At 59.2% G+C, this 25,247-nt stretch carries 22 protein-coding genes; 7 read left to right on the top strand and 15 right to left on the bottom strand.

All coding sequences use genetic code 11. The features are described 5' to 3' along the window. Positions 1-64: 64 nt before the first annotated feature. The 11 genes from ACQY8Q_RS03255 to ACQY8Q_RS03205 form a co-directional block, all read right to left on the bottom strand. A complete protein-coding gene (locus tag ACQY8Q_RS03255; RefSeq protein ID WP_428424593.1) occupies positions 65-2,074 on the bottom strand; it encodes an aldo/keto reductase in 2,010 nt (669 codons plus the stop codon). A gap of 21 nt (positions 2,075-2,095) precedes the next feature. Next, positions 2,096-3,184 carry an ABC transporter ATP-binding protein gene (locus tag ACQY8Q_RS03250; RefSeq protein ID WP_428424591.1) on the bottom strand — a complete coding sequence of 363 codons (1,089 nt, stop codon included), beginning with the start codon at positions 3,182-3,184 and terminating at the stop codon, positions 2,096-2,098. 9 nt (positions 3,185-3,193) lie between these two features. Then, entirely contained in the window at positions 3,194-5,440 is a 2,247-nt protein-coding gene (locus tag ACQY8Q_RS03245; protein ID WP_428424589.1) for a glycoside hydrolase family 2 protein, read from the bottom strand. Between the two features lie 12 nt (positions 5,441-5,452). Beyond that, the gene (locus tag ACQY8Q_RS03240) at positions 5,453-6,268 is read right to left on the bottom strand and encodes a carbohydrate ABC transporter permease (protein ID WP_428424587.1); all 816 of its coding nucleotides are present in this window, start codon (positions 6,266-6,268) and stop codon (positions 5,453-5,455) included. Beyond that, positions 6,265-7,161: a carbohydrate ABC transporter permease gene (locus tag ACQY8Q_RS03235; protein ID WP_428424585.1), complete on the bottom strand. Its 897-nt coding sequence runs from the start codon at positions 7,159-7,161 to the stop codon at positions 6,265-6,267. The genes ACQY8Q_RS03240 and ACQY8Q_RS03235 overlap by 4 nt, the downstream gene beginning before the upstream one ends. Positions 7,162-7,267: 106 nt before the next feature. After that, positions 7,268-8,536: an ABC transporter substrate-binding protein gene (locus ACQY8Q_RS03230; RefSeq protein ID WP_428424583.1), complete on the bottom strand. Its 1,269-nt coding sequence runs from the start codon at positions 8,534-8,536 to the stop codon at positions 7,268-7,270. A gap of 135 nt (positions 8,537-8,671) precedes the next feature. Next, positions 8,672-9,718 carry a LacI family DNA-binding transcriptional regulator gene (locus ACQY8Q_RS03225; RefSeq protein WP_428424581.1) on the bottom strand — a complete coding sequence of 349 codons (1,047 nt, stop codon included), beginning with the start codon at positions 9,716-9,718 and terminating at the stop codon, positions 8,672-8,674. Between the two features lie 231 nt (positions 9,719-9,949). After that, positions 9,950-10,831, bottom strand: a complete 882-nt coding sequence (locus ACQY8Q_RS03220) for an aldose 1-epimerase (RefSeq protein WP_428424579.1) — start codon at positions 10,829-10,831, stop codon at positions 9,950-9,952. Between the two features lie 7 nt (positions 10,832-10,838). Further along, positions 10,839-11,789 carry an L-arabinose ABC transporter permease AraH gene (araH, locus tag ACQY8Q_RS03215; RefSeq protein WP_428424577.1) on the bottom strand — a complete coding sequence of 317 codons (951 nt, stop codon included), beginning with the start codon at positions 11,787-11,789 and terminating at the stop codon, positions 10,839-10,841. Then, positions 11,786-13,318 carry an L-arabinose ABC transporter ATP-binding protein AraG gene (gene araG / locus ACQY8Q_RS03210; protein WP_428424575.1) on the bottom strand — a complete coding sequence of 511 codons (1,533 nt, stop codon included), beginning with the start codon at positions 13,316-13,318 and terminating at the stop codon, positions 11,786-11,788. Before araG ends, araH begins: the two co-directional genes overlap by 4 nt. A gap of 64 nt (positions 13,319-13,382) precedes the next feature. Next, the gene (locus tag ACQY8Q_RS03205) at positions 13,383-14,366 is read right to left on the bottom strand and encodes an arabinose ABC transporter substrate-binding protein (RefSeq protein WP_428424573.1); all 984 of its coding nucleotides are present in this window, start codon (positions 14,364-14,366) and stop codon (positions 13,383-13,385) included. Positions 14,367-14,571: 205 nt separating this feature from the next. Between ACQY8Q_RS03205 and ACQY8Q_RS03200 the strand changes: the two genes are divergently transcribed. The 6 genes from ACQY8Q_RS03200 (at position 14,572) to ACQY8Q_RS03175 (ending at position 20,976) form a co-directional block, all read left to right on the top strand. Beyond that, positions 14,572-15,348 carry a FadR/GntR family transcriptional regulator gene (locus ACQY8Q_RS03200; RefSeq protein WP_428424571.1) on the top strand — a complete coding sequence of 259 codons (777 nt, stop codon included), beginning with the start codon at positions 14,572-14,574 and terminating at the stop codon, positions 15,346-15,348. Positions 15,349-15,420: 72 nt separating this feature from the next. Further along, positions 15,421-16,569: a galactonate dehydratase gene (gene dgoD / locus ACQY8Q_RS03195; protein WP_428424569.1), complete on the top strand. Its 1,149-nt coding sequence runs from the start codon at positions 15,421-15,423 to the stop codon at positions 16,567-16,569. Positions 16,570-16,584: 15 nt separating this feature from the next. Further along, positions 16,585-17,364 carry an SDR family oxidoreductase gene (locus ACQY8Q_RS03190; RefSeq protein ID WP_428424567.1) on the top strand — a complete coding sequence of 260 codons (780 nt, stop codon included), beginning with the start codon at positions 16,585-16,587 and terminating at the stop codon, positions 17,362-17,364. 168 nt (positions 17,365-17,532) lie between these two features. Beyond that, complete coding sequence (locus ACQY8Q_RS03185; RefSeq protein WP_428424565.1) at positions 17,533-19,248, top strand: IlvD/Edd family dehydratase; 1,716 nt, start codon at positions 17,533-17,535, stop codon at positions 19,246-19,248. 10 nt (positions 19,249-19,258) lie between these two features. Next, positions 19,259-20,188: a dihydrodipicolinate synthase family protein gene (locus ACQY8Q_RS03180; protein WP_428424563.1), complete on the top strand. Its 930-nt coding sequence runs from the start codon at positions 19,259-19,261 to the stop codon at positions 20,186-20,188. A 68-nt stretch (positions 20,189-20,256) separates the two neighbouring features. Then, complete coding sequence (locus ACQY8Q_RS03175) at positions 20,257-20,976, top strand: FadR/GntR family transcriptional regulator (protein ID WP_428424561.1); 720 nt, start codon at positions 20,257-20,259, stop codon at positions 20,974-20,976. A 187-nt stretch (positions 20,977-21,163) separates the two neighbouring features. Here the strand turns inward: ACQY8Q_RS03175 and ACQY8Q_RS03170 are convergent, their stop codons facing one another. Together ACQY8Q_RS03170 and ACQY8Q_RS03165 are read right to left on the bottom strand one after the other, a co-directional pair. Beyond that, entirely contained in the window at positions 21,164-21,700 is a 537-nt protein-coding gene (locus ACQY8Q_RS03170; RefSeq protein ID WP_428424559.1) for an OmpA family protein, read from the bottom strand. Between the two features lie 13 nt (positions 21,701-21,713). Continuing rightward, entirely contained in the window at positions 21,714-22,379 is a 666-nt protein-coding gene (locus ACQY8Q_RS03165; RefSeq protein WP_428424557.1) for a L,D-transpeptidase, read from the bottom strand. 398 nt (positions 22,380-22,777) lie between these two features. On the opposite strand from ACQY8Q_RS03165, the gene ACQY8Q_RS03160 reads away from it, so the two are divergent. Continuing rightward, entirely contained in the window at positions 22,778-23,323 is a 546-nt protein-coding gene (locus ACQY8Q_RS03160; RefSeq protein ID WP_428424555.1) for a hypothetical protein, read from the top strand. Positions 23,324-23,415: 92 nt separating this feature from the next. Here the strand turns inward: ACQY8Q_RS03160 and kduD are convergent, their stop codons facing one another. Both kduD and ACQY8Q_RS03150 read right to left on the bottom strand, forming a co-directional pair. Then, positions 23,416-24,174 (bottom strand): 2-dehydro-3-deoxy-D-gluconate 5-dehydrogenase KduD, encoded by a 759-nt coding sequence (gene kduD, locus ACQY8Q_RS03155; RefSeq protein WP_428424553.1) that lies wholly within the window; start codon positions 24,172-24,174, stop codon positions 23,416-23,418. Further along, on the bottom strand, positions 24,158-25,243 hold the full coding sequence (locus ACQY8Q_RS03150) for an ABC transporter ATP-binding protein (protein WP_428424551.1): 1,086 nt from the start codon (positions 25,241-25,243) through the stop codon (positions 24,158-24,160). The genes kduD and ACQY8Q_RS03150 overlap by 17 nt, the downstream gene beginning before the upstream one ends. Positions 25,244-25,247 lie beyond the last annotated feature (4 nt).

The following is a 25,247-nucleotide window of genomic DNA, read 5'->3' as shown; positions in this document are numbered from 1 at the left end:
CGGGGGTCGATAGTGCCCTATGAGTAAGGAACATGAAATTTAGAAACCTGACGGCCGTCAGTTCCTAACGGGCTTCCAGCGACGCAACATCATCTCCACTCAGCCGGATATCGAGAGCGGAAAGGCTGTCTTCCAGTTCGGCCACCGTTCTTGGCCCGATGAGCGGCACGACCGGGAAGGGTTGGGCCAGAACGTAGGCGAGCGCGATGTGGATGGGCTTTCGGTTCAGGCGTTGCGCCAGTTCGATGGCACGATCGCGGCGGATGAAGTTGCGCTCGCTATACCAGCAACGAACCAGTTCCTCGTCGTCGCGCCTGTCGCGGCCGGCACGGTCGGTAAAAAAGCCGCGGCCCTGGCTGGACCAGGCGAAATTGGGCATCTGCGTTTCGGTCAGCCAGTGCTTCCACTCGTCATCGGAGGCAGCCACGCAACCCGCCCAGATTGGCTCGCGCATTTCCGCCAGTGAGAAGTTGTTGGAAAGAGCTCCGGGCACTGCCTTGCCGTTTGACTGCGCATAGGCAACCGCCTCTTGCAGCCGCGCGCGGGTCCAGTTCGACCCACCAAAAACACCACGGATGCGCCCGGCGCGAACCTCAGCGTCCATCGCATCGACGAATTCGCCGACCGGCACCTGCTCGTCGTCGCGGTGCATGAAATAGACATCGACATAATCGGTCTTGAGACGATCAAGCGATTGGGCAAGCTGCTTGCCGATCTGATCCGGATAGACCAGGGGCGAATGGGCGCCCTTGCCGATCAGAACAACCTCCTCGCGCGGCACGCTGCGGCTCGTCCACCATTCGCCGAAGATCGCTTCGGTGACCCCGCGATTGTAGATCCAGGCCGTATCGAAGACGTTGCCGCCGGCCTCGTAAAAGGCATCAAGCGTCAGTGAGGCGGCGGCGAAGTTTGGAAAGAATTCGAAGCCGAGCGCCACCGGCGACATCGGCTTGGCAATTCCAGGAATCGTCCGCCGCCGCAGGGTATTGCCGGGGCGAACGATCTCGCCACGAATGTTCACGCGGCGTTCGGCCGCCTGTTCATGACGATATTCAAGGCCGATGGCAGCGCGCCACTGGTCCATCACCCGCAGATTGCCGATGGTATCGGCCCAGGTCACGCCGGGCGCGGCAAATTCCCCCCGGCCGTTGCGGATCGCGTCTCCGGCGGCGTCCACCTCGAAGGAATAGAGCCAGCCTTTTTCATCGATCTCCACCGTCTCGCGGTTGCCGTCATTGTGGATGATGTCGATCCTTCCGGTACCGCCGGTATGGCCCGACGCGAACCAGAAATCGGCAACCTCGATCCGGCCCTTAGCACCTATGATCCGCAACACATTGTCCTGCCGTGCGCGAATGGAACACGAAACCTCGGCGATGATGCCGTTTGGAAATTTGAGCAAAGCGGATGCCCATTCATCGACGTTGGTTTCGCCGATTTGACCGGTGCCGAGGACCTGCAGCGGCTCAAGGAAAGGCTTACCACACGCTGCACCGGCAATGAGCCGCGCCATGGAAACCGGATAACCACCAACGTCGAGGATACCACCACCGGCAAGCGCGTTGGAAAATAGCCTGTGTTCTGGCTTCACCGCGCCCATGTCGAAGCCGAAGCTTGACTTGATCATCCGAACAGCGCCGATCGTGCCGCTGCGAACCAGCTCGGCGATCTTGCGAGTTTGCGGATGCAGGCGGTACATATAGGCCTCGCCGGCAAACACGCCCGCCTTTTTGGCCTCGTGATAGATCGTTTCTGCCTCATAGGCCGATAAGGCGATCGGCTTTTCGACCAGCACATGCTTGCCGGCACGGATGGCCTTGATCGCCCATTGCGCATGACCGGTGTGCGGTGTGGCGATGTAAACCGCGTCAACCTGCGGATCGGCGAGCAAGGCCTCGTAACCGTGCAGAATACGCGCATTGGGGAAATCGTCCGAAAGGCCGGGTTTTTCCGGATTTCGCGTCGCAATCGCCGTCAATACACCGGTTCGGGAATGGGCAATGCCACCAGCAAAGGTTTTAGCAATGCCGCCAGGACCAATGATCCCCCAGCGTATCCGTTGTGTCTCGCTCATGGCGGCCGCCTCCAAATGTCTTTATCGAATACGATTTCCGGTGCTGTCGAAGAGGAAGGATTTTTCCGCCGAAAGGCCGACAGTCAGCTTGTCCCTGGAGCTTGCCCCGCGGAATCCCTCATGCTCGACGATGATCCGCTCCTCTGGGGAGATGTGGGCATAGACGTAGCTCGTATTGCCAAGATGCTCGGCAACATCGACTTCAAGCGTCAGGTCGGCATCGCCCATTCCGGCTCCAAGAAAATGCTCCGGCCGAACACCGAGACTGACATTGTCACCGGGATTAAGCGACGATGGGGTCAGCGGCAGGCTGAGCTTCACATCTGGCTGCTCGACAAGCACTATACCGGCACGCCCTGCCTCGACGGCGATAATCCGGGCTTTCAGAAAATTCATGCGCGGCGAGCCGATGAAGCCGGCGACAAAGGTATTGGCTGGGTCATCGTAGAGGTCGAGCGGCGCCCCGACCTGCTCGACCACACCGGCCCGCAAGACGACGATCTTGTCGGCAAGCGTCATTGCCTCCACCTGGTCATGCGTCACGTAGATGACTGTCGATTTCAGCGCCTTGTGCAGCTTGGCAATTTCAACGCGCATATGCACACGCAATTCGGCATCGAGGTTTGAGAGCGGTTCGTCGAAGAGGAAGACGTCCGGGTTGCGCACAATGGCGCGGCCGATGGCGACACGTTGGCGCTGGCCACCCGACAGCGCCTTCGGCTTCCGCTCCATCAGCGGACCCAGCTCAAGGATGCGGGCGGCATCGTTGACGCGCCGGGCGATTTCCTCTTTGGCCATGCCGGCGAATTTCAGGGCAAAACCCATGTTCTCGCGCACCGTCATGTGCGGATAAAGCGCATAGGATTGAAAAACCATGGCGATGCCGCGCTTGGACGGATCGACATCGTTCATCCGTGTCCCGCCGATCGTCAGTTCGCCGGACGTAATGTCTTCAAGGCCGGCGATCATCCGCAGCAGGGTCGATTTTCCGCAACCGGACGGCCCGACGAAGACAACGAACTCGCCAGTCTTGATCGAGAGGTCCACGCCCTTGATGATCTCCAGGGCGCCGAAGTTTTTGCGTATGTCGGTCAGGCGAACATCGGCCATGGGAGCTTCTCAGTTGATCGTGAAGGTGATGGTCTGGGTGTCGAAGCGGTGGCTTTTGACCGTAAGGTTGAGCACACCCGGCTCGTCGCCGGCTTCCACCCAAAACCCCGTGGCGCCGCCTTTGAGCGTGTGGTCGATAGGGCCGATGATGCGGCCGGGGCCTTCAAGCGCCAGCGACACCGGCTCTTCAAAGAACGGCAGCAGATTGCCGCACTGATCGAGCGCGCGGACAACAACACGAACGGCATCCTTCTCGCCACGGCGCAACACCGTCTCGTCGGGTGTGACGTCCAGTGTGGTTGGTACGGGATCGGCGGGCATGGTGATCGTCTTCACGGGATTGCCATCGACAAACCCTGTCAGCGTGCCTTCGCGCCAGACGCGCCCCCAGGTGCCGAATTCCTCGGGCGTCACGGTGCGCAGGTCGAGTACCACGGGCGGATGCGGCAGATGCGGATAATTTTCCGTGTCGGGATAGATGCGTTTGGCTGGCCACTCTCCAAACTTCACATCGATATAATCGCAGTTGGTCAGGATGATCAGCGGCAGCACACCACCAATATTGCGCTCGCCGCGCGCCCAGAACGTCACCGGCTGCAGCACGACATTGTCCTTCGGATCGCCCTGCGACGAGTAGGCGTAAGCAGCGAGTTTCGGGATGCGGTACATGTCGAGCACACCGTGATAGCAGATGCGGTCGCCGGAGCCGAAGTCCTTGTGGGTGTTGTAGTCGAACATGCACCAACCGGTGGAGCCGGAGATATTCGTATCACCGGCCACGGCATTGAGGATCAGCAGGTGACGGGTGACATGCTCGGCCTGGCGCTGCTCCTGGTCGAAGCGTTTTGTCGGATACATGTGGCCGTTATACTCGGTGATCATGTAGGGGATCGGCTTGGTAATGCCGGTTGTCTCCACCCGGTCGCGCAGGACGACCCGGCCGCGATTGTTGCCCGGCATTTCCTCCTGGCCGAGAATGAAATCGTTCATCGTGTAGACGTCTTCCAGCATCTCCGAATTGGTGATGAAGCGAACTCCGCCGGTCTGGCGTGACGGGTCGAGTTCGCGCGCCAGCCGGTTCGTCTCGGCGTAAAAGGCGTGGTTGTCCTGGCTTTCATTGATGCGGACGCCCCAGATGATGATCGAGGGGTGGTTCCAGTCGCGCTCGATCATGCGGCGGACGTTTTCGATCGATTCCTGTTGCCAGGCTTCGCCGCCGATATGCTGCCAGCCGGGGATCTCCTCGAAGCAGAGCAGACCGATCTCGTCGCAGCGGTCGAGGAACCACTTCGACTGCGGGTAGTGCGAGGTGCGCACGATGTTGCATGCGAGTTCATATTTCAGGATGTCGGCATCTTTTTCCTGCGCCCGGCGTCCCATCGCATAACCCGTGTGTGGCCAGGCCTGGTGACGGTTGAGGCCACGCAGTTTCAGCAGTTTGCCGTTGAGGAGGAAACCATCCGGCGTGAATTGCGCGGTGCGAAAGCCAAAACGACGGGTCAGGACGTCTTCGCCATGTTCCGTTTCCAGCTTGAGCGACAGGGCATAGAGAATGGGGTTGTCGAGATCCCACAGGTCGATGCCGGAAAGATCCGAGAAAGTCAGGAAGGCTTCTTTGCCGCTCACGGTCACTGTCGCGGAAGCGACTTCGCCGCCGCCCGGCCGGCGGATTTTTGCAGCAAGCGTGCCGGAGAGGCTGAGGCCTTGCGGGTTGGCGAGGAAGACGCGCACCGTCGCTGTCTTCACTTCAGCAAGGGCATCCGGCGTTTCGATCTTGACGTTTGCGATCGAGACCGGGCTTGCGATCTTCAGCCAGACATCGCGGTAGATGCCGGCATAGCAAAGGTAGTCGATCTGGCCGCCGAACGGCGGGATTTCGGGGTTTTCCGAACCGTCGACCTTTACGGTAACCAGGTTTTCGCCACGCTTCAGATGCGGTGTCAGCCGGGCCTCGAACGGCGTGTAGCCATCCTTGTGGGCGATGATTTCCTTGCCGTTGAGATAAACGACGCTGTCGGCCATCGCCGCATCGAAGACCAGCGATACTTCGCGGCCCTCGAATTCCGGCCGCCACTCAAAGCGCTTCTGATAGGTGAAGGGCTTCTGGTATTCGGTCTCGTCGAAATAATTGTAAGGCAGTTCAACGGCGCTGTGCGGCAGGCGTACCGTTTCGCCCGGCTGCGGGCTGTTGACGCTGGCCTGATCGAAGCCGTGGCTGAAAATCCAGTTTCCGTTGAAACCTTCTGTAATGCGCATTGACGGAATTTCCTATTTCACTGAGCCCAGCATGCCTTGGACGAACTGGCGCTGCATGACGAAGAAGACGAGGAGGGTGGGGAGCGTGGCGAGGATCGTGCCGATCATGACCACGCCGTAATCGGGGTAATAGGCCGAGGCGAGCGAGGAGACGACGAGCGTAATCGTCTTGGTGTCATTCGATTGAAGGACGATGAGCGGCCAGAGGTAGTTGTTCCAGTTGACCATGAAAACGATCACGAAGGCGGCCGCATAGGTTGAGCGCATTACCGGAACATAGATGTAGAGGAAAATCTGCCATTCCTTGAGCCCGTCCACCTTGGCAGCATCCCGCAGCTCCGTCGGAAATGCTTTGGTCGACTGGCGGAAGTAGAAAATGATGAAGGCAGAGGCGATCGTCGGCAGCATGATGGCGACATGCGTGTTGATCAGGCCTGTCTTTGCCATCATCATGAACAGCGGGATCATCAGCGCGGCAAAGGGGACCATCAGCGTCAAGAGCACGAGCGAATAGATCCGGTCGCGTGCCTTCGATTTAAACATCTCGAAGCCATAACCTGCGAGCGATGAAACGAGGATCGTCAGCAGTGTCGCGAGTACGGCGACTTTCGCCGAATTCCAGAAAACCAGTGGCACATCGACCAGCGTGAAGAAATTCACGACATTGGTGCGCAAGGCGTCGCCCAACCCCATCCGGCCGCTGATAATGTCGATCGAGGTGTTCGTCGAACTGATTACCATCCAGAGGAACGGGAACAGCGACAGGAAAGCCGCGACACCAAGGAAAACGTATTGCGACGCCGTTGTCAGGATGCGCGAGATGTTCATGAGCGGTCCCTCGCGGCATAGAACTGCAGGAAGGACAAGAGAGCCACCATGAGCACGATGACGTAGGAGATCGTCGCCGCATAGCCGAAACTCGGCATGAAGCGGAAGGTCAGATTATAGATGTAGAGCGATAGCGTGATGGTCGCGTTTGCCGGGCCACCGCGTCCCTCGGTGAGGTTGTAGACTTCGTCGAAAAGCTGGATCGTGCCGATCGTCGAGATGATCGTGGTGAAGAGGATCACTGGCTTCAACATGGGCACTGTGATGTAGAGAAACCGCGCCCATGCCGGCACGCCGTCAATCCGCGCCGCCTCATAGATCGACTTGTCGATGTTCTGGAGCGCTGCCAGATAGAAAATCATGTTGTATCCGGTCCAGCGCCAGGTGATGGCAAGGATCACCAGAACCTTGGCCCAGAAGGGTTCCGTCAGCCAGCCTATGGGTGTGTCAATGAAGCCAATCGCGAACAGGGCCTGGTTCACGACGCCATCGACCGAAAACATGCTCTTGAACAGAACCGAATAGGCGACCAGCGAGGCGACGCAGGGCAGGAAAATCGCCGTGCGGAAAAAGCCGATAAATTTCAACCGGTCATTGTTGAGCACGGAGGCAAGCAGCAGCGCCAGCACGATCATGATCGGCACCTGCACCACGAAGAAGGTGACGGTGTTTTTCAGTGCCTGGAGGAATACCGGATCGTTCCACAGCCGGACCACGTTTCCGAAGCCGGCAAACTTCATCATCATGCCCTTGCCGGAAAAGAATGACAGATAGAGCGAACGCAAAATTGGAAAGACAAGGAATACTGAGATCAGAAGCAGCGAAGGGGCGATGAACAGCCAGCCATTCAGATCATAATAGCGTTTCAACCCGCCTGTTTTGCCGGCAGCCATGGGACGACCTTCATTGCCAAGGGACAAGGACCGGAATGCCACGCGCCAAGGGACGCGCGACATTCCGGGAGAGAGGCGGGCGGCGACCGCCAGCCGGGGAGGATTTTTACTGAATCTGGCCCTGCGCCTGGCTGTCGATTGCCTTGAGCACATCGTCAACTGGAGTTCCCTGTCCGAGGGAGGGCAAATGTGCCGTCACGGCCGTGTCCACCTCGTTGGTGAAAACGCCATAGTTGACGGCGGGAACTTTCACCAGCCAGTCGGAAAAATTCTGCCAGACCTTTTCACCACCGAAGAATGGATCGGCTTCCGAGTAAGCCTTGCCGGTGCGCGCGGCGAGCAGTGAACCGACGGCGCCCCGCTCGGTCAGAATCTTCTGATAGAAATCGATGTCCTTGGCGTAGACTTCGTTCAGAAAGTCGATCGCCTCGTCTTTTTCTGCGGAATTCGCGGTGACGTACCAGCTCGACCCGCCGAGGTTCGAGGCATTCGAAGCGCCCTCGACATTAAGTTTGGGTATCGGCGCGACGCCCCACTTGCCGGACTGGTCAGCCTGCGCCTTGACGGTGCCGGTAATCCAGACGCCCGTCGTTACAGTCGCGACATCGCCCGTGGTGAAGGTTCCGACCCACTCGGTCCAGCCGGCGGCCGGCTTGTAGATGCCTGCCTGCAGGATCTTCTGTTCGGTTTCAAGGGCTGCCTTCAGCGCCGGATTACCCTCGATGGACAGCGCGCCGTCCTTGTCGAAATACCAGCCGCCGGCGGACTGCATCAGGATACGGATGAAGCCGGCGTCGTTGACATCCAGGCCAAGCATCTTCTTGCCGGTCTTGGCCTCCACCTGCTTGCCGATCTCGATGAAGCGGTCCCAGGTGAGGTTCTGCATGTCCTCCGGCTTGAAGCCGGCCTGTTCGATATAGTCTTTTCGGTAGTAAAGGCCGGTAACGCCGGAATCGAATGGCATGCCGTAAACGGCCCCATCGACCGTCATCAGCTGAACCTTGTAGGGAGCGAACCCGGAAAAATCGATCTTGCTGGAAAGCTCGGCGAAAGCGCCGGGGAAAGATTGGAGATATTTCTGCGCGCCGTAATCCTCGATCAGGACAATGTCCGGCAGCGCGTCCGTCGTGCCGGAAGCAAGTGCGGTCTGCAGCTTCTGCTCGACGTCGGCCTTGGCGAAATCGACGATGTTAAACGTGGTGTCGGGATGCTGCGCCGTGTAACGCGCGGCAGCTTCCTTCATGATGGCAACGTTGAAATTCGGGTCCCAGCACCAGATGGTGACTTCGCCTGCAAAAGCAGCCGTGGATGCAAAAAGGCTTGCGCCGGCAAGGGCACCAGCCACAAAGCGCGACAGAATCGTCCTGTGATACATCGTTTCCTCCCAAGAAACTCTAATGGGGCAGGGTTCTCCTCTCCTGCCAGCCACACAAGATTTACCGAATTTGGGAAAACACGCAACAGAAATTTAGTAAATATTTATCTCGTTATTACCAAGCACAAGAAAGCGCTACAATTCCAGCGGCTTGCGGCAACTGTTCCGCCAAATCAGCTCTGTGGCGATGCGAACCTGCTTCCCGTAGCTGCGGCCGGAAAGGCGCTCCAGGAGCAGATCGACGGCGGTCTCGCCGATATGCTCACCGTGGATCCGCACGGTGGTGAGCGGCGGCGTCAGAAACTGTGCGACGGGAATGTCGTTGTACGAGATGACGGCAATATCGCTCGGGATCGAAAGACCGGCTTCTTGAATGGCACGATAGGCGCCAATTGCCATGTTGTCGTTCGAGGTTACGATGACGTCCGGCCGCTCTGCCAGAGCCAGAAGCTCGCGGGCAAGGCGGTAGCCGGTTTCAAGTCTCAAGCTCTGCCCGCCTGAGCAATCGGCGAGCGCCAGCAAGGCAGGATCAAATGTATTTTTTTTCTTCTGCCAGTCGATATATGCCGCGCAGCGCCGTTCGGCGAAGCGCTGCACGCTACCATTGAGGCTCTCGTGGCTACCGATGAACCCTATCCGGCTGTAGCCGCTGGATTTCAGAGAATCGAGGATTTTCAGCGTCGCAAGACCCATGTCGGAGAAAACGCTGTCGATCCAATCTCGGCCGGGATCGAAATCGGCAAAGACGACATGTCGCGCATGGCCGCTCAGCCATGTGATCTCGTTGTCGGAATGCTTGCCAATGACGATGACGCCGGAGGCGCTTTCGAGCAGCCCAGCCTCGGGCAGCGCGTCGGAGTGGAAGACTTTGACAATCTCCGTCTTGAGATCCCGGCAGCGGGTTTCGATGCCGAGCCGGACGCCGACATAGTATGGATCGGCGATCTCGTCGGATGGCTCCAGGAAGTGGACGATGACAAGTTTGGTCAATGGGCTGGGCGCCGTTGCCCCATTGGCCTTGTTGCGATTGCGCGGCGTCTCGTAGTTCAGCGCCTCGGCGGTCTCGATGATCGCCTGTCGCTTGGTTGGGGAAATCGACAACACCGGGTCGTAATTCAGTACCCGCGACACGGTGGCAGAAGACACGCCGACCGCCTTGGCGATTTCCTTGATCGTTACCATGCCCGTCATTCCGTTCTTTTCAAGCACCGCACTCTGCCATATTCGACAAATTTCCGAAATGGTTTCAGTAAATTTTTACTTCGAAATATGAGGCATGCCAGTACATGAGCGCCATAGCCCATTCGCGGGAAGACAGCAAAGGCCATTGGGGAGGGAGAACAGGCGTTCTTTACAGATGAGCCTTCAGGAAGGCCCAACCGCCTGAAATTCGGGGATCAAGACGCGAAGTCTTCAAGCCGGCAACACCGCCGGACATAGGGCGATGCGACCGGTCAGGCTTTGGCCATGCTCCAGCGTCACCAGCCCTGCGCTTGACGGCATGTTGTGGGCATTGGGCAGGTGGGTCATCGGTTCGAAGCAGAAAAAGCCGGCGTCGGCATCCGGCGAATAGATCATGAAGCAGTCGAATGGGCCTTCGGCTGTGAGCGTAAGACCAAGGCCGTGTTCCGGCCACTCTATCCGTGCCTTTGCGTCCCACCCATCATAGGCATTGTTGATCCAGTGCGGGGGAAGGGGACCCGCTTCCGTAAAGTCCAGATGTCTGGGGATTAAGGTAGGAGCATCCGGCAAGTGCCCGCTACGTTCGCTCCAAAATCGGCTTGCCTTTGCCTTCAGGCGGGTTTGCGGTGTGCGCGCAAAGAAGGGGTGAAATCCGATCCCGAACGGCAACGGTTCGTAGGAGGTGTTGGTGACCGTCAGCGCCAGTGTCAGCGCATCGCCATCGAGCCGCACCGTCTGGATGACATCGTAGGCATACGGGTCTGACGGATTTTGACGATGGATATACCGCAGCACCGCTTCGCCGCCGTATTGCGACAGGATTTCCCATTCAGCAAGCCAGCCGTCGCCATGCAGGCAATAAGGATCGGCTGTGTTGGGCACCATCGAGAAATGCTTGCCCGAAAAATCGAAGGCGTTCGCCTCGATCCGGTTGCCGTAGGGCACGAGCGGAAAGCTTGCCTCGGCTCCGAAACGGTGCGACGCGAGCCCGGCGGTCGTCGTTGGCTTCAGGAAAGGGACGCCGCGATAACTTCCAGTTAGAAGCGAGCCACCGAAGCGGCTCACGTCTACCGAGAGATCGCCATTCCGCAGATGCAGAACGTCCTGATCCATCCGCGGATCACCCACGCCGGCCGGCGGCCACGGAGCGCAGATTGTCGAGCAGAACCGCCAGCAACAGGATCAAACCGCGCACTACATATTGGTAGAAGGCCTGGATGTTGAGCAGGTTCATGACATTTTCGGCAATGCCCATGATCAGGACACCGACGATGACACCAGCCATGGCAGCGCGACCGCCAGCAAGCGAGACGCCACCGAGAACACAGGCCGAAATAACCGAGAGTTCAAGGCCAGTTGCGGCATTCGGCTGGCCGGAGGTGATCCGGGAGGCAAGCAGCACGCCGGCGATGCCGCAGACCAGTCCCTGCAGCATGAAGATCCAGATGCGCATGCGGGCGACGTTGACGCCGGCCAGCCGCGAAGCCTCGGGATTGCCGCCGATTGCCAGCGTGTTCTTGCCGAAGACGGTGCGGTTCAGCAGAAAGCCGAAGGCGAGGAAGAGGATACCCATGACCCAGATCGGTGTCGGCACACCGAGGAATTTTGACAGGGCCAGCTGGTAGAAACCGGAATCGTTGATGCCGACGGCGCGGCCGTCTGACGAGATTAACGCCAGGCCGCGAACGATCTGCATGGTCGCCAGCGTCGTGATCAGCGCATTGATGCGAAAACGGGCAATGACGACGCCGTTGACCAGGCCGACAAAGCCGCCACAAACCAGCGCCGCAAGCAGGCCAAGAACGATCGATCCAGTGGCATTCGACGCCATGACGGCGATCATGCCGGAAAACGCTACCGTCGAGCCGACGGAAAGGTCGAAGTCGCGCGACGCCAGGCAGAACATCATGGTGCAGGCAACGATGCCGATGGTGACCACCGACTGCAGCAGGCCGAGCATGTTGCGCTCGGTCAGGAAGTTGGGAACCGTCAGCGAGACGATCGCGAAGGCAAGGGCGAAAATGACGACCAGTCCCTGTTCGCCGAGAAGAAGTTTTTTCAAGGATGTCATCGGCTCTGTACCTGTTGAATGGGAAGGTCGGCGGCATTGGAAACGTCCGGCAGGGCAGCGGCCAAGATGCGCCGATCGTCGAAATCAGGTCGCTCGATCTCGGCAGCAATGCGGCCTTCGCACATGACCATAATCCGGTCGGTAATGCCCATGATCTCCGGCAACTCGCTGGAGATGACGATGATGGCCATGCCTTGTGCCGCAAGCTCATAGAGGATTTCGTAGATTTCCGATTTGGCGCCGACGTCAATGCCGCGCGTCGGTTCGTCGATCAAGAGAACCTTGACGCCCTGCTCGGAAAGCCAGCGGCCGAGGATCACCTTCTGTTGGTTGCCACCGGACAGATTGATGATGTCCTGCTTGCGGGACGGCGTGCGCACACGCAGCTTGGCGATAAAGGTTTCGGCCAATTCACCTTCCTTCTTCGGGTTAAGGATACCGAAGGGCGAAAAGTGGCGGCGCGAGGAAATCGCCATGTTCTCTTCGATGGACCGGCCCTGAATGATGCCGTCCAACTTGCGATCTTCGGGACACAGAACCACACCGGCACGGATCGAGTGCGCGGGGCTATCGGCGGTGACCGTTTCTCCGTCTACCGCGACCGTGCCCTGTGACCGTGCATCGGCGCCATAGAGGAGCCGCGCCATTTCGCTGCGCCCGGCGCCGATCAACCCGAAAAAGCCGAGGATCTCACCTTTCCGCACCGTGAAATCGATTGGTTTGGGAAGTTTGGGGCCGGTGATATTTTCGACCCGCAGCCGTTCGGCGCCGAGCGGCCGGCCGCGCCATCCCCAGATATTGGCGATCTCGCGCCCGACCATCTCGGCGATGATCTGATCGCGTGTCACCTTGGAAATGTCCGAATGGTGGGCGGCAAGCTTGCCGTCGCGTAGCACTGTCAGGCTGTCGCAGAGGCGAAAAATCTCGTCGAGACGGTGCGAGACATAGAGAATGACAGTGCCGTTCGCCCGTAGGCGGTCGATCAGCGAGAACAGGATTTCGCTTTCTTTGGAAGATAATGAGGAGGTTGGTTCATCCAGTGCGATAACGCGCGCATCGACCATCACGGCCTTGGCGATCTCGACCATCTGCCGTTCACCGATGGACAACGAGGCGACCTTCGCCGCCGGATCGACATCGATGCCCATTTCAGTGAGTTTTTCAGCCACGACACCGAGCAGCTTGCGCCTGTCGAGCACGCCGGCTTTGGCTGGGAAGCGGCCAAGCCAGAGGTTTTCGGCAACAGTCAGCTCGGCGACCAGCTGCAATTCCTGGTGGATGACGATCACGCCGGCTTGAAAGGCGTCGCGGACGGATTTGTACACCTGCCGTTCGCCACCGATGCGGATTTCACCGGTATCGGCAGCCTGATCACCGGACAGAATACGGATCAGGGTGGATTTCCCGGCACCATTTTCGCCCATCAGGCCGTGAACGGTCCCTTTCCGGACGGAGAAAGAGACGTCGGACAGAGCCTGAACGCCGGGATAACCCTTTGATATGGATTTGAAGTCGAGAAGGTCTTGCATAGCCGCGCTCCGAATAGGGGCGCCCAGCGGTTAAAGCCGCCGGGCGTTTTCGTTGATGCGACGATTATTCGATACCAAGTTCCTTGCGGACCGCTTCATAATTGTCGCGCAAGGCGACCTGGCCTGCCGTCAGGGTCAGCTTTTCCGGCTCCTTGCCGTTGGCGATCCAGTCGTACATGTTCAGCGCAGTCTCATAGCCGTGACGCTTCGGCGAGATGATGATCGTGCCGAAAAAGCCGGTTGCCGTTGGCTTCTTGAATTCATTGATCGCCGAATCCGCACCACCGATACCGACGCCGATCACGCTGTCTGCTGGAATGCCGACACTTTCGGTGGCGCGCACGGCACCGAGAACGGCTTCGTCATTGAGGCCGACTGCGACCCATTTCTTGATATTGGCATTCTTGTTGAGAACGACGGTCGAAGCGTTGAGTGCGGCTTCCGTATCGGTCTTTGCCTGTGGTGCATCAAAGATATTGGCTTCCGGGAAACCGTTTGCCTTCAACACGGAAAGGGCGCCTTCGATACGATCGACGGCCGTTGGAAGCTGGTCGTAGGAAACGCGGATCGCGCCGACTTCGCTCATGTTCCAGCCGCGCTTCTTGATCTCGTCGACAATGGACTGGCCAACCGCTTCGCCGATCTTGGTGGCGGAAATGCCCATGTGCGGCACATCTTCGATCGGGCTGCCGTCGGCGTTGACCAGGCGGTCATCAACCGTCATCAGCTTGAGATCGTTGGCAGCAGCCTTGGCGATGATGCCGGGGCCGAGCTTGACGTCGGGAGTGCAGATGATGAAACCCTGCGCGCCCTGTGCGCCGAGGTTGTCAATTGCGGACTGAACTTTTTCGCCGTCTTCGGCGCCGATCTTGACCAGCGTGAAGCCCTTTTCCTTGGCGGCAACTTCAGCAAACTTCCATTCGTCCTGGAACCAGGGCTCTTCAGGCTGCTTGACGATGAAACCGATTTTCACATCGGCAGCATAAGCCGACGTGGCAGCGAAAACGGCGACGGTGCCAGCCAGGATGGCTGCTTTTAAAAAGCGCATGGTCTCTCTCCCTAGATCAAACTGCTCCCTGCAGTGGTCATTTGTGTAGGACGAAACATCATACTGGTCAATTGCCTTTGTATGATGATTAAAATATCTATGTATGATACTGAGAATGAACGTGATGGTCCGTTCGCAACGGTCGCCATGCAATTCAAACTGCGATATGCATCGCCGAAGGCTCGTTGAGCGTGCGGCGACGGGGATGGAGATGCCGGTGGAAGGACAACAGGAACGATCAGCGGATGACGCCGGCGACAAGGCCGTCCGGCGGCCGCGTGTCCAGAAAAACGTGACGAGGGCTATCGCCGCTGATATCTGCGCCGACATCTTCTCGGCTGGCGACTTCCTTCCGACGGAGAACGAACTTTGCGAGCGCTACGGCGTCAGCCGCACGGTCATCCGCGAATCCCTGAAGATCCTCGAATCCAAGGGCCTGGTGCGCGGACGCTCGCGGGTCGGTACCGTTGTCTGCCGCAAGGACGAGTGGAACATCCTCGATCAGCAGGTGCTGGAATGGATCGGTCCCAGAATCTTTGAATTCGATCTCTTGAATTGCATCCTGGAAGCCCGCCGGGCGATCGAGCCGGCTGCTGCCGAACTAGCCGCCGAGCGGGCGACGGTACAGGAAATCGCCGATGTCGAACGCGCCTGGCACGAGATGCGCGATGCCGATGGCGATATCGAGCGCTTCACCAAGGCTGACGTCGCCTTTCATACCAATCTCCTGAAGGCGAGCCACAATCAGGTGTTTCTGCAATTGGCGAGCATCATCCAGGTGGCCTTGGAGTTCTCGCTGCATGCGTCCAACGAAGCGGTGGATACGCGCGACGAGGCAATCGATATCCACCGGCAGCTGGTGGAAGCGCTGCGCATGCGCGACACGGCCGCCGCCAGGAACTGCTCCTTGCAACTGCTGTCTCTGGCCGCACGCGATCTTGCTGTCGCCGTTAAACGGCACGTGCCGCAGTCCTCCTCCTAACAGTCCGGCGCACAAGCGCTTTGGCGCGAAAATTCCGGACCGACACTTCCCTTCGACACAGGACCTTCGCTGATGAAGATCACCAAACTGACCACCTATATCGTTCCGCCACGCTGGCTGTTTCTGAAGGTCGAGACAGATGAGGGCATCGTCGGCTGGGGCGAGCCGGTGGTCGAGGGGCGTGCCCTGACGGTGCAGGCTGCCGTTCACGAACTGGAAGATTACCTGATCGGCAAGGATCCATTCCTCATCGAGGACCACTGGAACGTCATGTATCGTGGCGGCTTCTATCGCGGTGGCGCCATCCACATGAGCGCCATTTCCGGTATCGATCAGGCACTCTGGGACATCAAGGGCAAGGCGCTCGGCCAACCGATTCATTCGCTGCTCGGCGGCCAGGTGCGTGACAAGATCAAGGTCTATTCCTGGATCGGTGGCGACCGTCCGGCTGACGTTGCCAACAATGCCCGCGACGTGGTTGCCCGTGGCTTCAAGGCGATCAAGCTGAACGGCTGCGAGGAAATGCAGATCGTCGACAGCTACGACAAGGTCGAAAAAGCCGTCCAGACCATCGCCACCATTCGGGAAGCGGTCGGTCCCTATATCGGTATCGGCGTGGATTTCCATGGCCGCGTCCACAAGCCGATGGCCAAGGTGATGGCCAAGGAACTCGACCCTTACAAGCTGATGTTCATCGAAGAACCTGTTCTCTCGGAAAACAAGGAGGCGCTGCGCGATATCGTCAATCACACCTCGACGCCGATCGCGCTTGGGGAACGCCTGTATTCGCGCTGGGATTTCAAGCAGGTTCTCTCCGACGGCTTCGTCGATATCATCCAGCCCGATCTGTCCCATGCCGGCGGCATCACCGAATGCCGCAAGATCGCGGCCATGGCGGAAGCCTATGACGTGGCGCTGGCGCCGCATTGCCCGCTTGGGCCGATTGCCCTTGCCGCCTGCCTGCAGATCGATGCTGTCAGCTACAATGCCTTCATCCAGGAGCAGAGCCTCGGCATCCACTACAACAAGAGCAACGATATTCTCGATTACATCTCCAACAAGGAGGTCTTCCAGTATGCCGACGGCTTCGTCTCGATCCCGCAGGGGCCGGGCCTCGGCATCGAGGTCGATGAGGCCTACGTCATCGAGCGCGCCAAGGAAGGCCATCGCTGGCGCAACCCGATCTGGCGCCATGAAGATGGCAGTTTTGCCGAGTGGTAATGGAGGAGTAACGCGATGACGGACCGGCTCAAGGGCAAACGGATCATGATCACCGGAGCGGCACAAGGCATCGGCCTTGCGATCGCCCGGGCCTGCATCAAGGAAGGCGCAAGCCTGTTTCTCATCGACCTCGATGCCGGCTTGCTGGAGACGGAAGCAAAGGCATTGCAGGCGGGCGGTGCCACAATCGGCTATGCTATCGCCAGCATCACCGATACATCTGCAATTTCCGTAGCCGTCGAACGGGCCGCAACCGAGATCGGCCCAATCAATGCGCTGATCAATAATGCCGGGGTCAACGTCTTTCATGAGCCTTTGGATACCAGCGACGCCGAATGGCAGCGCTGCTTCGACATCAATCTGAAAGGTGCCTGGAATTGCTCGAAGGCCGTGCTTCCCGGCATGATCGGGCAGGGCGGCGGCGTGATCCTTAACATCGCCTCGACCCATGCCTTCACCATCATTCCGCACACGTTCCCCTATCCGGTCGCCAAGCACGCGCTTTTGGGCATGACAAAATCCCTCGGCATCGAATACGCGCCGAAGGGCGTGCGGGTGAATGCGCTGGCGCCAGGTTATGTGCTGACGCAAAAGGCCACCGAATACTGGAACAGTTTTCCTGATCCGGTTGCCGCCGAGGCTGCGACGATGAAGCTGCATCCGGGCGGGCGCATCGCTACGGCCGACGAGATCGCGCTAGCTGCACTCTTCATGATCTCCGACGAATGTCCGTTCATGAACGCTACATGCCTGACCATCGATGGCGGCCTGAGTGTTCAGCACCACCCGGTCTGACCGGGCGCGCTGCATTACACACTTCCTTAATGAGGAACGACCCGATCGCAGAGGCCTGCGGTCGGGTCGTTCTGCTTATGGGCGTCACGATGATTTCGCGCATGTTGCATGCTTGACGAATAATAACTCCGATTATATGAGAATATATAAGAAATCGGAGGAATGCCCATGTCCCGGAAACTGAGATCGCAAAACTGGTTTGGCGGGCTTGATAAGGATGCCTTCATCCATCGCAGCTGGATGAAGAACAATGGCTTGCCGGACGACGTCTTTGACGGCCGCCCCGTGATTGGTATCTGCAACACCTTCTCCGAGCTAACGCCCTGCAACGCGCATTTCCGGGGGCTGGTCGAACAGATCAAGGTCGGCGTGCTGGAAGCGGGTGGCCTGCCGCTGGAGTTTCCTGTCTTTTCCTGCGGTGAATCCAACCTTCGCCCGACGGCCATGCTGTTTCGCAACCTGGCATCAATGGATGTCGAGGAGGCCATTCGCGGCAATCCGATGGATGGTGTCGTGCTGATGGCGGGCTGCGACAAGACCACGCCATCGCTGGTCATGGGGGCTGCATCCTGCGATCTGCCCGCAATCGTCATCTCCGGCGGGCCGATGCTGAACGGCCGGCTGAAGGGCCGCACCATCGGCTCGGGCACCGATGTCTGGAAATTCTCCGAGGATGTGCGGGCCGGTGTCATGTCGCCAGCGGATTTCATGGCCGCCGAAAGCGCCATGTCGCGCTCCCCCGGCCATTGCATGACGATGGGTACAGCCTCCACCATGGCGTCGATGGCCGAGGCCCTTGGGCTGGCACTTCCCGGAAACGCTGCTTACCCGGCGGTCGATGCGCACCGCGCCCGGCTAGCGCGGCTGACCGGCCGCCGCATCGTCGAGATGGTTGCCGAAAACTTGCGCCCGTCGCAGATCCTGACCCGGCAGGCCTTTGCCAATGCCATCAAGGTGAATGGTGCAATCGGCGGCTCGACCAATGCCGTCGTCCATCTCCTGGCGATTGCGGGCCGGATCGGCACCGAATTGACGCTCGATGACTGGGACCGTTTCGGCCGTGACGTACCGACCATCCTCAACCTGATGCCGTCCGGCAAGCATCTGATGGAGGATTTCTGTTACGCCGGTGGTCTGCCCGTGGTGATGAAGCAGATCGCCGACATGCTCGACCTGACCTGTCTGACGGTGACAGGCAACAGCGTCGGCGCCAACATCGAGACTGCTGAAAACTACAATACGGATGTCATTCTGCCGCGCGAAAAGGCTTTGACCCAGCAAGGCGGCATCGCCGTTCTGAAGGGCAATCTTGCACCGCAAGGTGCTATTCTCAAGCCTTCTGCGGCTACAGCCAGCCTGATGCAGCATCGGGGCCGGGCCGTGGTCTTCGAAACCATCGATCACTACAAGAGCCTCGTTGACGACCCTGATCTCGATATCGATGAAACCTGCATCATGGTGCTGAAAAACTGCGGACCCAAGGGTTATCCCGGCATGGCCGAAGTCGGCAACATGGCGCTGCCGCAGAAGCTGCTGAAAAAAGGCGTGCGCGACATGGTCCGCATCTCCGACGCCCGCATGTCCGGCACGGCTTTTGGCACCGTCATACTGCATGTCGCGCCGGAAGCGGCGGTGGGCGGGGTACTGGCGCTTGTCGAGAACGGTGACTTCATCGAACTCGACGTTAAAAACCGCAGGCTTCATCTCGAAGTTGACGACGCTGAACTGGAAAGGCGGCGGGCAAAATGGAGGCCGCCTCAGCCCGCAATGGCGGGAGGCTACCAAGGCCTTTATGTCGAACGGGTCATGCAGGCGGACACGGGCGCCGATCTCGATTTCCTCGTCGGTGGCCGCGGTCATGCGGTCCCGCGCGACAGTCATTGAGGCGGCGGTTATGAACAATTTCCGGGTGCAGGATCTGCACGGCATTCATGCCATTCTCTACGCGCTGTTCGATAGCGACGAAAAGCTCGATCGCAATGCGATGCGCCGGCAGGTCGAACTGTGTCTGGCCAGTGGTGTGCACGGCATGGCAGCGCTTGGTCTTGCCACCGAGGTCTCCAAGTTGAGCGAACATGAGCGGCTGACGGTGATGGAGTGGACCGTCGAGGATACGGCCGGCCGCGTGCCGGTGGCGCTGACGATCTTCGGGTCCTCCGTCGAGGAACAGGTGCGCCAGGCCCGCCATGCGGCCAATGTTGGCGCCGACTGGCTGATCCTGCAGCCGCCGATGATCGGGCAGTTCGCGGCACGCGAATATATGCAGTTCTTTGGCCGCGTCGCGGACCAGACCGATCTGCCGGTCGCCATCCAGAATGCCCCGGCCCTGATGGGGCGCGGATTGTCGGCCACCGATATTCGTGATCTGGTTCAGCAGCACCCGAATATCCAGCTCGTCAAGGGTGAGGGGCCGGTCGTCGATATCGCAGCGCTGATCGAGGTGACCGATGGAACACTTCCGGTCTTCAACGGCAGGGCAGGGCTGGAACTGCCGGACAATCTGCGCGCCGGCTGTCGCGGGCTGATCCTGGCACCTGACTGCATCGACTACGCCGTCAGGGTTTACGAATTCTTCTGCGACGGATGGGAGGAACACGCTGAGGACGACTATCGCCGCATGCTGCCAGCGGTCGTCTTTACCATGCAGGGCATCGAAAACCTGTTGTGCTATGGCAAACGCCTCTTCGGGGAGCGTGCAGGAATCCCCATCTACGATCGCGCACCGGCGCTTCGCCCCAGCGACGCAGGTCTTGCGATGACAAAGCGCTATGCGGAGGATCTTGGCGCATTCGAGGTGTCGTACCAGCCTTCGTGTTGGCCTTGACTGGACAGGTGCATGTCGTCTGTACTTGCCCTATGACATGCAGAGCACAATACGTGAATGGATGACGGATGAAGACCTTTGCCATCGGAGACCGGGGGCTTCCGGCGCAAATTGCCGGCGAGATCGGCCGGCGCATTACGCTTGGCGAGCTCAAAGTCGGCGAGATCCTGCCAACAGAATCCGACCTCCTCACCAACCTGCGGGTCAGCCGGACGACGCTGCGGGAAGCGTTGAAGATCCTGTCGACCAAGGGGTTCATCGAGGCCAAACCGCGTCTTGGCACCCGCGTCAGATCTCCGGAATTCTGGAACACACTCGATCCGGTGGTTCTCGCCTGGCAGGGCGATGCCGATGATCAGGACGCGCTGGCGGAAGAGCTGTTCGAAATCCGTTCGGCTGTCGAGCCGCTGGCCGCCAGCCTTGCCGCGCGTCGCGGCTCCGACGCCGAACATGCGCAGATCAGGGCGGCGTTTTCCCGTATGGCCGAAGACCACGCGACGGCACAGGCGGCAATCGAAGCCGACATCAGCTTCCATCTGCAAATATTTCAAGCCGCCCACAACCGGTTCCTGCTGCCTGTCTCCTCCGTCATCCGCGCGGCACTGACGATCAGCATCCCAAAGACGTTGAAGACGTTCGGAGGGCTGCAGCACTCGTTGAAAATGCACGAGGCCATCATCGACGCAATCGAGGCTCGCGATGAGACACGCGCCTCCGAAGCTGCGGAACGACTGATCCGCGCCACCTACCAACGGAATTTTCCCCTCCGTGTCAGGGAAGTACGCTAATACGTTTCAGGCAGCACCGCTTGCGGCAACAATCGCTTCCAGCACCATGCTGGCTATGATCGTGCAGCATCATCTCTGTGCTCGCGCGTCGTATCGACGCCAACCCTGAAACTTTCGCGTAAAGCTGAGAGACACATGCGCGTTTGCGTTTCGTCGGCCGGCTACTCTGCAAACACGCAATCTGCGCTCAGAGCGCGTCTCGCTGGGTGCGCAGGTTGGAGACCACACGGCGGTTTTGCACCTTGCAGGAGCGATCCGTGCAGTCGCGGACTTCGCGGTCCTTGCCGTAACCCTTGGCCCACAGGCGTTGGGCGTCCACACCTTTCGAAGTCAGATAGGCCATCGTCGCATCGGCGCGCTTCTGCGACAGCGCCTGCATTTTGGATTCCGATCCGGAATCGTCGGCAAAGCCCTGCAGCTTGACCAGCCAGCGCGGGTTGCTGTTGAGCCAGACCGCCTGGTTGTCCAACGTTGCCTTGGCGACAGAATCGAGCGTAGCCGAATCCTGCGTGAAATAGACCCGGCGGCCGACATTGAGGATGAAATCCTCTTCGCTGCCAGCCGAGACGGTTTCGAAGCCGGGTGCGGGATCGTTGGTCTGGCCGGTCATCGGGACCGCCGCAGGCTCTTCGACGGAGGCGATATCGGTGGTGTTGCAGGCAGTGAGCGCCAAGAGCATGGACGCGGCCAAAACATGCCGCGCGTATCCGATCATTGCAGACATCAGGGGAAATTCCTCATTCGACCGGGGTAGCGTCGCTGACCTGGGGGGCCTGGTCGGCAATATGCGGCAGAACCTGCACTGCGGTGCCAATGGGACAACGCTGGTAAAGGTCGATGGCGTCTTCGTTGAACATGCGGATACAGCCGCTGGAGGCATCCTTGCCGATGCTGCCCGGTTCCAGCGTGCCATGGAAGCGATAGCCGGTATCGACGCCGTCGCGATGCAGATACATGGCGCGGGGGCCAAGCGGGTTCTTCGGCGAGCCGCCTTCGACAAATTCCGGCAGCTCAGGATGGCGCTTGCGCATATCGGCCGGCGGCGTCCAGCGCGGCCACAGAGATTTCTGATCGACAGTCGCCCGGCCGAACCACTTGAAGCCATCGCGGCCGACGCCGACGCCGTAGCGGATGGCCGTCTTGTTCTCCATGATCACGTAGAGAAAATGGTTTCTCGTATCGACGACCACGGTACCGACCGGCTCGGCGCTGAAGTATTTAACGACCTGGCGGCGCCACTGCTTGTCGATCTTGGCAAAGTTGGTCGTCCGGAACGTTACGCCATTATCGACGGCGGTTCCGGCGAAATAGGAAGCCGCCGCCGCAAACGCCGGATTCTGGACCGCGCCGGCGCCAAGTAACGCCAAGCCACCAAGCAACATATCTCTACGCGTCGACACCATCGGCAATATCCCCCAAAGCCAATCCGCGAAATATCAGTAAATCAGATTTTTCAATTGCCACAACAGAAATCTCTTCGGCGTTGATTGTTTCGCAGAACTTCCAGGAGGCCACCCGGACGCTCACTGGCGTGCAGATGTGATCATTTTCGCAAATAGATCGACGATGGATCACTACCGATGAATTTTGACTGTAACGATCTGTGTGGACAGACAGATGATGACAACTCCACTTTCCTATTGGGTTCCCTTGCAATGTTGGCTTTTCCACACCCGTGATAACCGATTACAGCTATGATGCTTGAATGAAAGCAGATATGCCAAAGCCTTGAATAATTACAGGATTAGGCCGCTTGCTAACCCAGAACTTGCAGCAGTATTCAAACGATGGAGACTGTAAAATGATCGCACGTGTGTTCTTCACTGGACTATTGCTGATCACAACGACTGTTTTGGCTCACGCTGAAGAATACGATCCCAATGCCGTCAATATCGTTGATGCTATCGACTGCAAGCTCGAGGCGCCTCAGTATATGGGGTTTTCGATCACGTTGGGTGACGAGGATGGCGGGTTTAAAAAAAGGGGCTGGAAGAAACAGGAATCCGGCAACCTGTTCCTGTCACAGTATCTGCTTCCTTCGCCAATCACGATCGCCGGCCATGAAACCAGCACGATTGTTTTCAGTGCCAATGCTGTGCTGGCCGTGCTTGATGTTGCAGATCCAAGCCAATTGGCGCTCCAGGAAAACATCCAGAACAGTTTTCCGGGAACCGACAAATTCCTTGGTGAGCGTGAGCTGATCAACAAGGTCGAAAAGGATCAGGAAACGGGCTGGACCGTCACCACGCGCATAACGCGGAATATATCCAATGTCAGCAGTCATCCGGGCAAAACCCTGGTCGGATGCTCCTACGATACGAGCGTAAAATTGCCTGGTGAAGAATAGTCTTCCCGAAATCCGGAGCCTATACAGGAGGCTTTGAACGGTTTCGCCACACGCAGCCGGAATCTCAGCGGTTCGATGGAGATGGCCTTTTCTTAGCGCACCAGCCAGCCGCCATCGACCGGGACGGTAATACCGGTGACATAGCTGGAGGCGGGAGAGGAAAGGAATAGTACCGAGGTGGCGAGATCGTCCGGCGTGCCCCAGCGGCCCATCGGGATGCGGGCGGAGATCTGGGCATTGCGGTTGGTGTCGTTGCGCAATGCTTCGGTATTGTCGGTTTCCATGTAGCCGGGCGCGATGGCATTGACGGTGATGCCGAACGGCGCAAGTTCGTTGGCCATGGCTTTGGTCAGGCCGGCAATACCGTGTTTGGATGCAGTATAGGCGGGCACGCGAATGCCGCCCTGGTAAGACAGCATCGACGCGACATTGATGATCCGTCCGGGCCGCCTAGTCTCGACCATGTGGCTTGCCACGGCCTGCGACAGCAGAAAGGCCGACTTCAGGTTGACGTCGAGGACAGCGTCCCAATCCTCTTCCGAATGATCGAGCAGATCGGCCCGGCGGATGATGCCGGCATTGTTGACGAGGATATCGATGCCCCCGAGTGCAGAGACGACCGAGCCCATGACCTCTTTTGCATCGAATTTTTGCGAAAGATCTACTTCGAGCGCATGAAACCGGCGGCCGGTCTGGCCGATGGCTTCGGCCGTTTCCGGCATCGGACTGGAGCCGAGGGCGGCGATATCGGCGCCCGCGCGGGCGAGCGCCAGCGCCATGCCCTGGCCAAGGCCCGTTCGCGCGCCGGTGACCAGCGCCACCTTTCCAGAAAGATCAAACAGCGTGCTCAAGGCGCAACCCCTTCTCGTTGAACAGATGCAACGGCGCCGATGACAGTGCCAGGCGGATATCCGCTCCCGGCGTCAGGTTATGCTGTCCTTGCGCGACGACCAGGATTTTCTGACCGGCGACATCGGTGTGAACGATGGTCTCCGAACCCAGCGCTTCGACCAGCCTGATCTTGGCCGCAATGCCTTCGCCGTTGGTACCAATCGAGACGTGCTGCGGCCGGACGCCGAGCGTGATGGCGGAACCGTGGGCAAGGCTGCTGGCGGCGACCGGCAGTTCCAGCCTGTTGCCGCCGGCGAAGGTGGCGACGGCCTTGCCGGTGGATGACGGTTCCACCGAGCCTTCGAGGAAATTCATGTGTGGCGAGCCGATGAAGCCGGCGACGAAGCGGTTTGCCGGGGAATTGTAGAGTTCCATCGGCGTGCCGATCTGCTCGATGCGTCCGGCACGCAGCACGACGATGCGGTCGGCAAGCGTCATCGCCTCGACCTGATCGTGGGTGACGTAGATCATGGTTGCGGACAAGCGGGCATGCAGGGCAGCCAGTTCGGCGCGGGTTGAGCCACGCAGTTCAGCGTCGAGGTTGGACAGTGGCTCATCAAGCAGGAAGGCGACGGGACGGCGCACGATCGCCCGGCCGATAGCGACGCGCTGGCGCTGGCCGCCAGAGAGCTGGCCGGGTCGGCGGTCGAGGTAATGCTCGATCTCCAGCATGCGGGCCGCTTCGGTGATGCGGGTGTTAATCTCCGCCTTCGGCATCTTGGTATTTTCGAGCCCGAAGGCGAGGTTCTGGCGCACGCTCATATGCGGGTAGAGGGCATAGGACTGGAACACCATGGCAAGCCCCCGATCGGCGGCGGGAATGGCGTTGACCACTTTGCCATCGATGGCGAGTTCGCCGCCGGTCGGCTTTTCGAGACCGGCGATCATGCGCAGCAACGTGGACTTGCCGCAGCCGGACGGGCCGACGAAGACGACGAACTCGCCGTCAGCAATCTCCAGATTGATGTCATGGAGCACGTCGATTGCCCCGAAAGACTTTGCGACATTGGTGAGTTTGATATGTCCCATGATG

The sequence above is a fragment of the Pararhizobium sp. genome, from assembly GCF_965279435.1.
GTDB lineage: Bacteria > Pseudomonadota > Alphaproteobacteria > Rhizobiales > Rhizobiaceae > Pararhizobium.
The sequence above is the reverse complement of the archived record's forward strand: the minus strand, read 5'-3'. Positions and strand labels throughout refer to the sequence as shown.